Source organism: Paenibacillus sp. 102, from assembly GCF_039549175.1.
In the GTDB taxonomy this organism is placed as follows: domain Bacteria; phylum Bacillota; class Bacilli; order Bacillales; family Bacillaceae_G; genus Bacillus_A.
This window is the reverse complement of record NZ_JBCGHT010000002.1, coordinates 191,008-204,361: the sequence shown is the minus strand read 5'-3', so window position 1 is coordinate 204,361 and position 13,354 is coordinate 191,008. Positions and strand designations below refer to the sequence as shown.

At 35.4% G+C, this 13,354-nt stretch carries 14 protein-coding genes, 2 other RNA genes and 1 riboswitch; of the genes, 14 read left to right on the top strand and 2 right to left on the bottom strand.

Annotation, left to right across the window (positions count from 1 at the left end; genetic code table 11):
• Positions 1-328 precede the first annotated feature (328 nt).
• Positions 329-3,985 (top strand): dynamin family protein, encoded by a 3,657-nt coding sequence (locus tag AAIE21_RS06945; protein ID WP_343266094.1) that lies wholly within the window; start codon positions 329-331, stop codon positions 3,983-3,985.
• A gap of 6 nt (positions 3,986-3,991) precedes the next feature.
• Here the strand turns inward: AAIE21_RS06945 and AAIE21_RS06940 are convergent, their stop codons facing one another.
• A complete protein-coding gene (locus AAIE21_RS06940; protein WP_000369734.1) occupies positions 3,992-4,246 on the bottom strand; it encodes a DUF3931 domain-containing protein in 255 nt (84 codons plus the stop codon).
• A gap of 71 nt (positions 4,247-4,317) precedes the next feature.
• Between AAIE21_RS06940 and AAIE21_RS06935 the strand changes: the two genes are divergently transcribed.
• The 5 genes from AAIE21_RS06935 to ssrS (AAIE21_RS06915) all read left to right on the top strand — a co-directional run bounded on the left by AAIE21_RS06935 (position 4,318) and on the right by ssrS (AAIE21_RS06915) (position 6,443).
• Positions 4,318-4,773 carry a GNAT family N-acetyltransferase gene (locus AAIE21_RS06935; protein ID WP_343266093.1) on the top strand — a complete coding sequence of 152 codons (456 nt, stop codon included), beginning with the start codon at positions 4,318-4,320 and terminating at the stop codon, positions 4,771-4,773.
• A gap of 58 nt (positions 4,774-4,831) precedes the next feature.
• Positions 4,832-5,104, top strand: a complete 273-nt coding sequence (locus AAIE21_RS06930) for a DUF2533 family protein (protein WP_090692404.1) — start codon at positions 4,832-4,834, stop codon at positions 5,102-5,104.
• A 2-nt stretch (positions 5,105-5,106) separates the two neighbouring features.
• Positions 5,107-5,940, top strand: a complete 834-nt coding sequence (locus AAIE21_RS06925; protein ID WP_343266092.1) for a sulfurtransferase — start codon at positions 5,107-5,109, stop codon at positions 5,938-5,940.
• Between the two features lie 115 nt (positions 5,941-6,055).
• A non-coding RNA gene (ssrS, locus tag AAIE21_RS06920) (6S RNA) lies at positions 6,056-6,238 on the top strand.
• Between the two features lie 21 nt (positions 6,239-6,259).
• Positions 6,260-6,443: non-coding RNA, 6S RNA (gene ssrS / locus AAIE21_RS06915), on the top strand.
• 207 nt (positions 6,444-6,650) lie between these two features.
• On the opposite strand, the gene AAIE21_RS06910 is transcribed toward ssrS (AAIE21_RS06915), so the two are convergent.
• The gene (locus tag AAIE21_RS06910; protein ID WP_343266091.1) at positions 6,651-7,100 is read right to left on the bottom strand and encodes a hypothetical protein; all 450 of its coding nucleotides are present in this window, start codon (positions 7,098-7,100) and stop codon (positions 6,651-6,653) included.
• Between the two features lie 82 nt (positions 7,101-7,182).
• Here AAIE21_RS06910 and AAIE21_RS06905 point away from each other — a divergent pair, with 82 nt between their 5' ends.
• The 8 genes from AAIE21_RS06905 to AAIE21_RS06870 all read left to right on the top strand — a co-directional run bounded on the left by AAIE21_RS06905 (position 7,183) and on the right by AAIE21_RS06870 (position 13,305).
• A complete protein-coding gene (locus tag AAIE21_RS06905; RefSeq protein WP_241815504.1) occupies positions 7,183-7,494 on the top strand; it encodes a hypothetical protein in 312 nt (103 codons plus the stop codon).
• Between the two features lie 3 nt (positions 7,495-7,497).
• On the top strand, positions 7,498-8,730 hold the full coding sequence (locus AAIE21_RS06900; RefSeq protein WP_343266090.1) for a glutathionylspermidine synthase family protein: 1,233 nt from the start codon (positions 7,498-7,500) through the stop codon (positions 8,728-8,730).
• On the top strand, positions 8,727-9,113 hold the full coding sequence (locus AAIE21_RS06895) for a DUF350 domain-containing protein (RefSeq protein ID WP_343266089.1): 387 nt from the start codon (positions 8,727-8,729) through the stop codon (positions 9,111-9,113). Before AAIE21_RS06900 ends, AAIE21_RS06895 begins: the two co-directional genes overlap by 4 nt.
• Before the next feature lie 67 nt (positions 9,114-9,180).
• A riboswitch (M-box (ykoK) riboswitch) is annotated at positions 9,181-9,344 on the top strand.
• A 379-nt stretch (positions 9,345-9,723) separates the two neighbouring features.
• Positions 9,724-10,455 (top strand): P-type ATPase actuator domain-containing protein, encoded by a 732-nt coding sequence (locus AAIE21_RS06890; protein WP_343266088.1) that lies wholly within the window; start codon positions 9,724-9,726, stop codon positions 10,453-10,455.
• A gap of 134 nt (positions 10,456-10,589) precedes the next feature.
• A complete protein-coding gene (locus AAIE21_RS06885; RefSeq protein ID WP_343266087.1) occupies positions 10,590-11,456 on the top strand; it encodes a 5'-3' exonuclease in 867 nt (288 codons plus the stop codon).
• A 247-nt stretch (positions 11,457-11,703) separates the two neighbouring features.
• Positions 11,704-11,844 (top strand): FbpB family small basic protein, encoded by a 141-nt coding sequence (locus AAIE21_RS06880; protein WP_343266086.1) that lies wholly within the window; start codon positions 11,704-11,706, stop codon positions 11,842-11,844.
• 253 nt (positions 11,845-12,097) lie between these two features.
• Positions 12,098-12,349, top strand: a complete 252-nt coding sequence (locus AAIE21_RS06875; protein ID WP_343266085.1) for a hypothetical protein — start codon at positions 12,098-12,100, stop codon at positions 12,347-12,349.
• A 101-nt stretch (positions 12,350-12,450) separates the two neighbouring features.
• A complete protein-coding gene (locus AAIE21_RS06870) occupies positions 12,451-13,305 on the top strand; it encodes a GNAT family N-acetyltransferase (protein WP_481858666.1) in 855 nt (284 codons plus the stop codon).
• The last annotated feature ends 49 nt before the right edge of the window (positions 13,306-13,354 follow it).

The window sequence follows — 13,354 nt, the reverse complement described above, 5'->3', positions numbered from 1 at the left end:
CCTTATTTTCAAGGAGCTTCTTTTTTAGAAATTAATATTGATAATGATTCTCTTTAATGATAAAATGTATGCAAAAGTGATAATCATTATCAAAAAGGTTGGTGTGATGAATATGGTATATGCATTAGTTGCAGGAACGGTTGCTGTGTATGCTATCGTTACAAAATATGTGTTAAATGGAGTCGGAGCAACAAAATGAACAAACTTACATAGAATCCCTTTCATCTGTAAAAAGAATGAAAGGGATTTTTTATTTTTAATGAGAATATCCTGAAAATTTAGTATGATAATAGGGTATATACATCTTGGAATAAAGGGGAACAAGGGGATGACAAACATAGTACAGACAAACAGTATGAAAAAACTTGTTTGTTTTTATGAAGAATGGCAGAAACATGGTGACGCGGAGAATAGCTTGAAATTGTTTGAAGTGATTCAAAAATATAAGGAAGAACAGCTTATGATTGCTTTTTGCGGTCATTTTTCTGCTGGAAAATCGACAATGATGAACCACTTATATAAAGCGCAGCTATTACCAACAAGTCCGATTCCGACAAGTGCAAACGTTGTTAAAATTGAAAAGGGACAGGATCGTGTTGTTGTGACAGTGAAATCTGGGGAGCACTATGAATATGACGGTGCATATTCAGCGGAAGAATTGAAGCAACTTTGTAAAAATGGTGATGAAATAATTGGTGTTCATATTTATCGAAATGATGCGCCGATTCCTGATGGTGTCATGCTCGTTGATACACCTGGAATTGATTCAACAGATGATGCGCATCAATTAGCAACAGAATCAACGCTCCATCTTGCGGATGTTATTTTTTACATGATGGACTATAACCATGTTCAATCAGAAGTGAATTTGCAATTTGTGAAAGAATTAAAGCAGCGTAATAAAACGGTTTATCTTGTTGTAAATCAGATCGATAAGCATAAAGAACAGGAGCTATCATTTGAGGATTATAGAAAAAGTGTGAGCCAATCCTTTTCTAACTGGGATATTGAAGTAGATGGCATTTTTTATACTTCTTTACGAATGATGAACCATTCACATAATGAAATTCAAAGATTAGAGAAATTGCTTTCTTCTATTATGAAAGAGCGTGAACAGTATGTGAGAAATGGCATGGAAAGAGAAACGGCATATTTATTACAAGAACATTTTTCATTTATTCTTTCAGAAAATGAAAAACAATTAATGCCCTATCAAAAAGAATTAGCATCACCTCTATCGCTTGCAGACATAGTTGAAAAAAAGGAAGGGCTTATTGGAAATAAACAACGTGTGGCTAATAAAGAATCCGATGTGAGAAATGAGTTTATAAAAGGTTTGCAAGCGATATTAGATAACGCTTACTTAATGCCGTTTGAAATGAGAGAGCTAGCAAATCAATACTTAGAAACGAAATTAACGAAATTTAAAGTTGGTTTGTTATTTGCAAAAGGAAAAACAGAGCAAGAAAAACAGCGGCGTTTAGATGCCTTTTATTCAGCTCTAGGGAAGACTGTTGAAACGCAGCTTGATTTCCATGTGAAAGAGTTTATTGTGGCTTTCTTAAAAGAGGAAAGGTTGTTTACAGAAGAAATAGGAAAAGACATATATGCAATGCAAATTTCTTTTGGCCCTGAATTATTAGCAGAAGTCATTAAACAAGGTGCAGGATTTACAGGAGATTACTTACTTCTTTATACAGCGGATGTTGCGAATGAATTGAAGAAAAGATATTTTATGCAAGCGCAGCAAATTTTCGAAAAAAGTACGAGCGTTTTACAGAAAAAAATGAAGAAAGAGCTTGTCAATATTGAACAAGAAATTGAACAATATACGCTGTTACAGACGGCAAAGGAAACGAAATTACAATATATTGAGGCGTATGATAAATATGAGAAATACTTACAAGGTATTTGGGGCGATCATGTACCGGCGCCAGATGGATTACAAGTAGAAAAAGTATTACAAGGTAAGAAGCATGTTGTAAATGAGAAATTTACATTACAAGAACAAGAGGTACAAAGCGACAGCATTTCGTATAAGGAAGAAAATAAAAAAACAACAGTAACATTAAATATGCATCGTATATTAGAGCAAGTAAAAGAGGCAGAAACGATATTAGAACAACTTCCTACACTTAAGCATTTACATCAAGAAATCGTAGGGAAAAGAAAGCGTGTTGAAACAAAACAATTTACAGTAGCTTTGTTTGGAGCTTTTAGTGCAGGGAAATCATCATTTGCAAATGCATTGCTTGGTGCGAATGTACTCCCAGTATCACCAAATCCAACAACGGCGACGATTAATCAAATTTTACCGATTACAGAAGATAAACCTCATGGCACAGTAATTGTTCAGTTTAAATCGAAGCAGGCGCTATTAGAAGATATGAAAGCAGTTTATAAATTGTTTCATTATGAAATTGAGACATTTGAAGAAGCATTATCACAAATAGATACGATCCTAAAATATCCATCACCTAGCGGAAAACAAAAAACAACGTTTAGTTTTTTACGTGCGGTACAGAGGGGACATCAAGCGATTTCTCATCATTTGGGAGAACAAGTACAAGTTACGTTAGAAGAGTTCTCGGATTATGTAGCGAACGAAGAAAAATCATGTTTTGTTGAATATATGGAACTGTACTACGATTGTGCTTTAACGAGACAAGGTGTTGCACTTGTTGATACACCAGGAGCAGATTCTATTAATGCTCGGCATACAGATGTTGCATTCCAATATATTAAAAATGCTGATGCGATTTTATTTGTAACATACTACAATCATGTCTTTTCAAGGGCGGATCGTGAATTTTTAATTCAGCTTGGTCGCGTGAAAGATACATTTGCGCTGGATAAAATGTTCTTCTTAATTAATGCAGCAGACTTAGCACAGTCTGAGGAGGAACTTGAAATGGTAAAAGGATATATTGCAGATCAGCTTCTGCAATATGGTATCCGAAATCCACGTCTATTTGCAATATCAAGTTTATGTGCGCTTGAAGAGAAACAAGGAAAGCATATAGAAAAAGAAAAGTATGGGATTTTGAAAAATTCGGGGATTACAAAGTTTGAAGAGTCATTTACATCCTTTATGATGCGCGATTTAATGCTTGTATCTGTTCATTCTTTATATAGTGCATTGCAAAGTGCAGATAAGCTTCTTATCAATATGATACAAGGAGCGAAGCAAGGGAATGATGAAAAAGAAAAGCAAATAAAAAAATATGAAGCAGAACGTGAGCAACTACTTCATATTATTTCATCGTATAGTGTACTTGCTGAAGAGCAAGCGATGCAAAATGAAGTGAAAGAACTGTTATATTATGTGCAGCAACGTCTATTTCTACGTTATAACGATGTGTTTACTGAATTTATTAACCCGGCATCTCTTCGAACAGATGGAAATGTAAAAATCAAGCTGCAAGAATGTCTTATGGAACTTGTCTCCTTCATTCAGCATGATTTACTACAAGAAATGCGTGCAACGTCACTGCGTCTTGAAAAATGGATGGATGAAGCGATGCAGCGAGCAAAGGATGAAATTGTAGTAAAATGTAAGTTGGAAAATGAATCTATTTCTATGAACGGGACAGCGGAGTATGAATACCGAGTTATTACGCATAAAGAGCCGTTTCCTTCTATAGAAATAAAACATTTTAAAAAGGCATTATCTCATTTCAAAAATGAGAAAAGTTTCTTTGAAAAAAATGATAAAGCAGGAATGCAGGAAGATACTAAAGAATCACTTGATCCTGTCGTATCTCAATATGTAGCTGATGAAGAAAAATTATTTATCCAACATTATAAACAAGAATGGGAATTGAAATGGGACTTATTCCGAACAGTAATACAGGAAGATGTTAAGCAATACTATGCGAGTATTTTATTTGCTTTAGCGGAAACAATTGATGTGTCGTTATATGAACAAAGTAAGGAACAATTAAGGAAACAGTTAACAGCAATCGAAAAGGAAATTCATATTTGATAAGCTCTATGAAAAAAAGATTCGTTCAATTTTCTTTTGCAGTACAGCATCCAGTGATTTTACGAATCCTGCAAATTCATCTGTAGAAATCATATGGGTAAGAACTAAGCGTCTACCATCTGGTGTTTCACCGCATAAGACGAACGAAGAAAACTCATATGTTTTTCCATCTACAACTAATTTTGGGTGGGAATATGTTCCGTTTTTCTTTTTCTTTCCATCAATCGAGATGACGTTGCACTTTTTCTCATTGTTGTCCATGGTGAATCCCTCCTTTGTATTACTTATGGTAGACAAGGAGGGTTTAGAACAAGAGAGAAAGGAGGAATTTTATGAGAATTGTAATAGAACGCATTTCTAAAGACATAGCGCCGAAGTCATTGCTATTGCTCGCTGATCCGAGTGAGGCGCAAATTCAGGCATATTTGCAGCGCGGTCTTATCTATGTTGCGAAAGAGGAAGAAAATGTTATAGGTGTATATGTATTGCTTGAAACAAGGCCACAAACGATGGAAATTATGAATCTTGCTGTTTTAGAAGAGATGCAAGGAAAAGGAATCGGCAGGCAGTTGCTGCAGCATGCAATGCAAACAGCGAAGGAACATCATATGCATACACTTGGAATAGGAACAGGAAATTCTAGTGTTACACAGCTTGCATTGTATCAAAAATGTGGTTTTCGTATTTTTTCTATTGATTTTGATTACTTTTCGAAGCATTATGAAGAAGAGATTATTGAAAATGGAATTGTATGCCGAGATATGATTCGACTTACAATGGAACTTTAGTCATTTTCTTATGAAGCTATTTGGCAAGAAAGTATAAATTATTTAGGGGGAAGAGAAGATGGAAGTACATAAAGCAATTACAGCACATTCTCGTAAACAAAATGAAATTGTGACAACATTTTTACAGTTAGAAGCACAGCGTGAAGCGGCAATTGAAGCGGCAGTAGCACTTGCGTCAAATGGAAAACATTTTTCAGTAGATGCAATTAACATGGTAACGAAGCAAATTAATAATCTTGCTAAACGAGGTGTTGCACCACAACGTAAAATTGTAACAGAAGATATGGTTATGGAGTATGTAGGTCGCCTGCAAGAGAAAGAAGGTCGTTAAGTATGATTGTTACAGTCGAATGGTTACGTGATCACATAGAAGATGAGCATGTCCGCATAGTCGATTGTCGTTTTGACTTAGCTAATCCAAATTGGGGAAGAGAACAGTATGAAAAAGAACATATTCCTCATGCGATATATTTTGATTTGAATCTTGATTTATCAAGTCCTGTTACCGAGCATGGCGGCCGTCATCCACTTCCAGCTATTCAGGATTTTGTTGAAAAACTTTCTAAAGCTGGTATTGATGAACATACGACAGTTATTGCGTATGACAGTCAAGCTGGTGCAATGGCTTCGCGTCTATGGTGGCTACTAACATATGTAGGACATCAAAAAGTACATGTATTAAATGGTGGATTTCCTGCTTGGAAAGAACAAAATTTATCTACACCAGCGGAAGTTCCAACCATTGAACGGAAAAAATTCATACCCAATGTACAAGACAACATGCTTGTAACGATGGAGGGTGTGAAAGAAAAAATCCGTACAAATGCAGATGTTACGTTGATTGATTCGAGAGAGCCGAATCGTTATGCTGGCGTCGAAGAACTCGTTGACCCTCAGGCTGGTCACATACCAACGGCAGAAAACTATTTCTGGAAAGGTGGAATCACAGCGGAAGGTCAATTCCAAGGTAAAGAGGAACAAGAGGAACGTTTCCGTCCCCTTAATAAAGAAAAAGAAACAATCGTCTATTGCGGATCTGGTGTAACCGCATGTCCGAATGTATTAGCGTTACAAATAGCTGGTTTTCGTAACGTGAAGTTATATGCAGGGAGTTGGAGTGATTGGATTTCTTATCCAGAAAACCAAATTGTAAAAGAAGGACAGTAACCTCTTGCATGCAAAAATATTTTGTATTAAAATAAGGTCACAAGCAAGAAATTGCTTCAAAACATTACATTTTACACATTGCATGCAATGTGATAAGATAACGACAAGTAAATAAAACATCCTGCGGTGTACGTAACTTATTTATGTCTAAAACCGATGTTAGTTATACGGAAGCTCAATATTTAGTGACCATCATCAAGCCTTCTTTGTGGAGGAAGATGTACGGTAGCTGTGAGAGCATCCACCTGCGAGTAGCGGGTTTTTGGACATTTACGAGGGACGGCACGTGCGGGGGTCTTATTTCAACTAACATTATATAAAATTCCTACGGTGTACGTAGCTTATGTATGTCTTAAACCAATAAGTATAATATGGAAGTTCAATATCTAAATGTAGACAGCATGCCATCTTTTTAAGAAGGAAGCTGAAAGCATTTATGAGAACATCCACCTGTGAGAGCAGGTTTATGGACATCTAGAGAGAACGGCATGTGTGGGGCTATATAAAAACCTTACGTTTTATACGTAAGGTTTTTTTGTTGTAGGAACATTTTTTCGTACGCTAAAAATGATTGGAATTTCATTGTGTGGAACGCATAAAAATATTAGAAATCAAATGAAACTCCTAATGATGGGAGTTTCATTTGATTGTTATCCTGAGGGCTAATAATCAGTGGGGGATGAAGAAATCCCACTGATTAAAGTTTCACTTTATCTGTGTTCACCTGTAAAATTACCATAATAAACATAGCATTTTCGGTCTTCATCAATCTCTCTGGAATCTAAGGTGAATTCCATAAATATTCCGTCTTTTTGAACGTACAAAATATCTGAATGAAGATATGTTAAGATCTCGTCATGGGTCCATACATCTTTACTTTCTATTAAAATCGAATTTACTTCTTGTAGTTCTCTAATCTCAAAACCTATATGGGAATATGTAGGTTCTGAAGGATCATCGAAGAACGTTTCTTTTTGCACATATAATACAGCTGTTCCGTCGGGATCCATCGCGGTCGCTGTTACGACATATGTATCTCCTTCTTTAATAAAGTACTCACAAGTCATTCTTGCGACGGCTTCAGACACAGAAATATCGGCATAGTTCCATAGGGCAGGATATTGTTTCGTTTCATCATTGAGTCGATATTCTAACCGCAATTGTAATCCCTCTTTCTTTTTCTTCTACTTTATCATGAATTCTTTTATAATAAAAATATAATATATAAAGGGGCGTTGGAAAGTGACAAAAACCAAATGGTTAGTAACAGGTGTTCTGACATCTTTAGTGGCCGGTACTTTATCTGGCTGTACAGAAGATCTTCCTCCAAAACCAAAAGATAAGAGTTGTGCAGATTGGGATTGGGATGATGAACTTGGCGTATGGCGATGCGATGATAGCCGTTCAAGTTCTCATGGGAGTTATTATTACGGTGGTAGATACTATCAAAATAAATCAACCTTCAAAAATTCTTCTGAATTTAAGTCCTATCAAGCTTCATCTAATTTTAAAGGGGGAATTGGAAGCGGTTCAAAGGGTGGATTTGGAGGTTAGATTATGTCGCGTTACATAAAGAAACGAAATCAATTTTATTCAAGATTTCCCCAATTCTGGTCTGATTTATACGGGAGTGAGTACAGCCTTTTTCATGTTTTTGAGATCTCAGAAAAAACTATTCAAGCCTTGCAGTTAGCAACAGAACGAATGGGAGAAGTATTTTTTAAGACTGCTAGGTTGCTTCGGACTTTGTCTGACGCCCAACTTCTTGAACTTGGCTTTCCATCTTCAAGTCTGCCTTTTATCAGAATGAAATCTTTATTTCCTGAATCTATTATTTCGAGATTTGATTTTGCTTTGACGGATGATGGTATCAAATTGCTTGAGTTTAATAGTGATACTCCGACTTTTATCATGGAATGCTTTCAAATCAATGGAGAGGTTTGCAAAGAATTAGATTATCATGATCCAAATGAGAATCAGGAACGTCTTCTCTCTTCTGGCATCACAAAAGCTGTGATGGAAGCGGCTAAGGGGATAGAAAGACCAAACGTTGTCTTTACAGCCCATCAGGAACATATAGAAGATTGGAATACAACTCGGTATTTGAGTCAGCTATGTCAGGTTAGCAACAAAGTGGTGTCAATGTCAGAACTCAGAATTACTGAAGAGGCTTTATTGGACGGAGATGGTGTGCGAATTGATGTTTTGTATCGCCAGACATATCCTATTGAACACTTAGTAGAGGACCGCGATCCAAAAAACGGAGATCTTGTAGGGGTTGAGTTATTACAACTTGTAAAGGAAGGAAAGCTTTTTATTATAAATCCGATTTCATCTTTTCTACTGCAGCCGAAATCGGTTCAATGTCTCATCTGGGGATTAGCGGAGGCAGGTGCTTTTTATACAAATGAGGAACAACAATGGATTAAAGAATACATGCTCCCTACTTACTTAGAACCAGATCTGTTTTTAGGAAAAAATTCTTTTGTTCAAAAACCTTCGTTCGGTAGAGAAGGCGACACAGTTACAATTCGTGATAAAGATATCAAAATTATTGATCAAAATTCATATCAAACGTATAAAAGAGAGCTTCCTGTATTTCAAAAGTATACAAAGCTTCCCGTCGTTTCTCTTGAGACTGAAAAAGGGAACGAGGAGTTATCGTATGTATTTGGATCATTTTTAATTGCCGGGAAGCCAAGTAGTATTGGTATACGTGCTGGTGAAAAAATTACGGGGAATGAATCTTATTATTTACCTGTAGGAATTAAAAAGGAGGATTATAAATGATAAATTTCTTACTTTATTTAGGGGTTTCAATCGGTCTTTTATGTATCGGTCTTTTTCTTATGGAAGTGACAACAAAAGTGAAGGAATTTTCGTTAATGGCGAAAGGGAATAAAGCAGCAAGCTACACACTTGGAGGACGAATTCTTGGTCTTGCTATCGTCTTGTATTCAACTGCTGCCCATTCTGTTTCACTAATGGATATGATTTTATGGGGAGCGATTGGAATATTAGCGCAAATTATTGTGTTTTATTTAGCTGAATGGTGTACACCGCGCTTTAATATTAATCAAAGTATTGAGGATGATAATCAGGCTGTCGGACTTTTCCTTATGTTTTTATCAATTTCCATCGGAATTGTGATTGCTGGGTGTTTAACATATTGAGAAACTTTGAATTCAAAGTATTGACATCTATTTTAAATAGGAGTAACATTTTTTATATAATAAAAAAATAAGTCTCTGTTAGGTGAGGCTCCTGTATAGAGAAATGCTACTGCCCAAAAATGTCGAGAGACGCCAATGGGTCAACAGGAATGATCGAATTAAGGTTTTTCTTAACGTAGCTGGTAATGTACCTATGCTATACAGTGCTAAAACTCGGCGAGGGAGAGGTTCGCAGATTTCTATGTTGATTAGGAATCGCTTATTTATGTATGTAATGACCTTTACTCGCTTATGAGTAGAGGTCTTTTTATTAACAAACTATGACCATTTTCATAGTATAAATACTGACTAAAAAATGAAAGAGGAGGTGAGGAGCATGTCAAATTCTGACTCGGTTCCGTTACCCATATACTTTGAAACAAAAATATATGATGTAGGCAGGAAACGATTTGTTCCTCCCTCTATATTTATCATAAGATAACGTTCAGCCGATAGTTATGAGCTAAACGTGGTACACTTTAACGAGCTGTAGAAATAAATGAGTTGTTAAAGTGAGATAAATTGAGAAACAAAGCGTTTCTTCCTATGTTGTAAAGGAGGAGACGATAATATGTTATATGTAAATAAACTTGTGGGTAACATGTCTCATAAACAAAATAAAAGAATGATGAAAGAACAATCTATGTTAAAACAAAATAAAGACTTGTTAATTGAAATTGCAACAAGAGATGTGAAGTCTGTATTTGCTTATTTTAAAACAACAAGAGATGGCCTTTCTATTAAAGAAGCACAGAAACGTATTCATGTGTACGGGAAAAATGAATTAGCTTCTAAGCGAGCAATCCTTACTGATGTTTTGATGAAATTAGGTGGAATGATTCCTGGATTTTCAAAACAACGTGTTTGTAATGAAAATCAGTGTGAAATTGTAACAGCAACTGTTTCTAGATTAGAAGGATGTACCATTGCAGGAACGAATAGTGAATCGAAAATAATGAAACTTCCTGTTGAAGAGCTTGTTCCAGGGGATATGGTCTTTCTTTCAGCAGGTGATACAGTTCCAGCTGATGTACGCATTATTTATGCAGAAAACTTGTTAGTAGATGAATCTTTGCTAACGGGAAAAGAAACGAACGTAGAGAAATTTGAAAGCTGTTATCATCTTGAACGCAAACGTTTTATCCCATTAAAACGAATGAAAGACTACAATCCACTTCAACTTGAAAATGTATGTTTTAAAGGTACACATATTGTAAATGGAACTGCGAAGGCTGTGGTCGTTTCAACAGGTAAAAATACGTATTCTGGATTACTTCATACATGCGGTAACCAAACATCTTAAACCGTTAGTGGTGCTAAATATATAAAAACATTGTATAATAGGTAAAGTTGAATAGAAACGTAGAATGGTAATCTGTTTATATAACCTTACGAGATAACGTGAGGTTATTATTTTTTGTTAGTAGGAGAGGAATTATGAAAAAAGTATTGTTAGTTGATGGTATGGCACTATTATTTCGTGCTTTTTACGCAACAAGTGTTTATGGACAATTTATGAAACGACAAGATGGTACCCCAACAAACGGGATTCATGGTTATATGAAACATTTATTAACAGCAGCGCAAGCGATTGAACCGACGCATATTGTAACGTGCTGGGATATGGGAAGTACGACATTCCGAACCGAATCGTTCTCAAACTATAAAGCAAACCGCGTGGCACCACCAGAAGAATTGATTCCACAATTTGATCTGGTGCAAGAGATGACTTCAAAGTTATCGATTCCTGTAATTGGTATGAAAGGCTATGAAGCAGATGACTGTATTGGTACATTAGCAAAAGAATACGCTAGTGAGGCGGAAGTATATATTTTAACAGGCGACACAGATTTACTACAACTTGTTGATACGCACGTTACCGTAATGCTTCTTCGTAAGGGTATTGGAAACTATGAGTATTATACACCAGAGAAGATTATGGAAGAAAAAGGTGTAGAGCCTTGGCAAATCGTTCACGCGAAAGCGTTTATGGGAGACACGAGTGATAACTATCCAGGTGTAAAAGGAATTGGTGAGAAGACAGCATATAAACTCATTCAAGAACATGGTACAGTAGCGGCAGTGCTAGAAAATATAGCGGCATTAACAAAAGCGCAGCGCACAAAAATTGAAAGTGATTTAGAGAACTTAAATATATCATTACAATTAGCACAAATTCATTGTGAAGTTCCAATTTCATGTGCGCTAGACAAAGGACTGCATACAATTGATGAAGAGAAAGTACGATTTGTTTGCGGAGAAATGAACTGGGGAAGACCTGAAATATTTATAAATATGCTGTAAAAGCAATGCTAGAGAGGTTGCTTATCACTATAGATAACGTCTGATCAAATACATTTTGATTAGGCGTTATTTTTTATGTAATTTCTTTTAATTGATAAAGTTATCAGAAAAAATACATAGTTTTCATGTGAAATTCAAATAGATTTCACACGAATCTTTTATTATAAAACTACACAGATAATTACTTATCTTTCATATAAATAATCCTTTGATAAGTTATTTGTAATCGTGAAGGAGGAAAAGAAACATGCGAAAAAAAATTAGAAAATCCTTTAAACAATTATTGATAGAAAATAAACAATTGTTATTGAACGATAAAGAGAACATAAGAGAAATAGAAGAAAAAATTGAAAAGAGACATGCGGCATATTCTGCATCGAGTAGTTGAATATGATAAAGTGAAACTTTAACCAGTGGGGAGGTCTTCATCCCCACTGATTATTAGCCCTCACGAATCGGGATTTTATGGGCAAGTTGATCCCATCTTGCTCGGTACTCTTTGAATTTTGAGGTGGGGGTCTTACTGCCCGTTAATGCGGGATAAAAAATTATATAAAATCCCTTCATGCATGGCTCGAAGGGGTTTTATATATTGATCATACGTAAGAGTGGGTTTGTAACAGAGAAAGAAGGGGAATGAAATGAGTGAGTTAATAGAAAAGATGGCGTTACAGTTAATTCTTTCTGTTCCATCAAAAAAACAAAGGATCGTTAACAAAAAATTCAAGTTACTAAGACAACAAAAATGGTTTCAAGATAAGTATGGTGCCATTGTTATTTTTCAACCAGAGGTAAGAGAGTGTATTATGAAATATGACATTGAAAAGATGCTAAAAAGTGATTTAGAAATTATGATATTTCAGAAAGAATTGAATGGAATATTGATAAAATAATTTGTTATGATATTGCAGTTAAATAATAAGTGCTTTTCTAGTTCGAATGTTTAAGGGAGTTGTATGGAGACATTCATTAATGGAATATAGAAGGAGGATAGATAGTGATTGTAATAGAGAGAATTGAGGAAAAAGATATCCCGTGTCTTATTCATTTATCCGAATCAGTTGGTTGGGATTATAGCTCAGGAGAAATCAAAACTATTTTTCAATCAGGAATTGTATATGGAGAAAAGAATGAGAAGGGTGAAATAATTGCCAGTGCAGCTATCATCTCATATGGAGAGAAACTAGCATCTATTGGCATGGTCATTGTACATCCGCAGTATAAAGGGAAAGGGATTGGCAGAAGGATTACAGAGGCTTGTATAAGAAGTGTTTCAGAAAAGACACCGATTATGCTTATTGCTACAAAAGAGGGAGAACCTTTATATGAAAAATTAGGGTTTCAAGTGGTTAGTCATGTTTCAAAATATATATGCAATCAGTATGTAACTCCTAAAGATTACGACGGAAGTAAGCAATACATTTTTATGGATTACGATGAAGGAGATAGTGATAGAATTGTGAAATTAGATGAAGCGGCTTTCGGTGTAAATAGACGTAATTTTATACAGAGAAGAATCGAACAATCTGAACAATGTGTAGTTGTAAAAGACAGAGAAAATAATATTGTGGGATATGGAATGAGTGTGCAAACTCCAGAAAATAGAATTATAGGACCTACTGTTGCACTAACTGATAATATCGCAAGTGGCATTGTTCATCATTTGGCAAAAGATTATAAGGGAAAACTTAGAATTGATGTACCAGAAGGAAAAGAAATGTTTATGGAAGTACTCGAGACAGCTGGATTTCAAAAGGTAGATCAGCCACCAATTATGTTGAAAAACAGCACTCAATTTTTGAAACGAAATGGTGAATTATATGGAATTGCTGCACAGGTATTTGGATGAAAAAAGATTCCTTTTAAAAAAGGAATCTTTTTTCATTTATGAATACCAT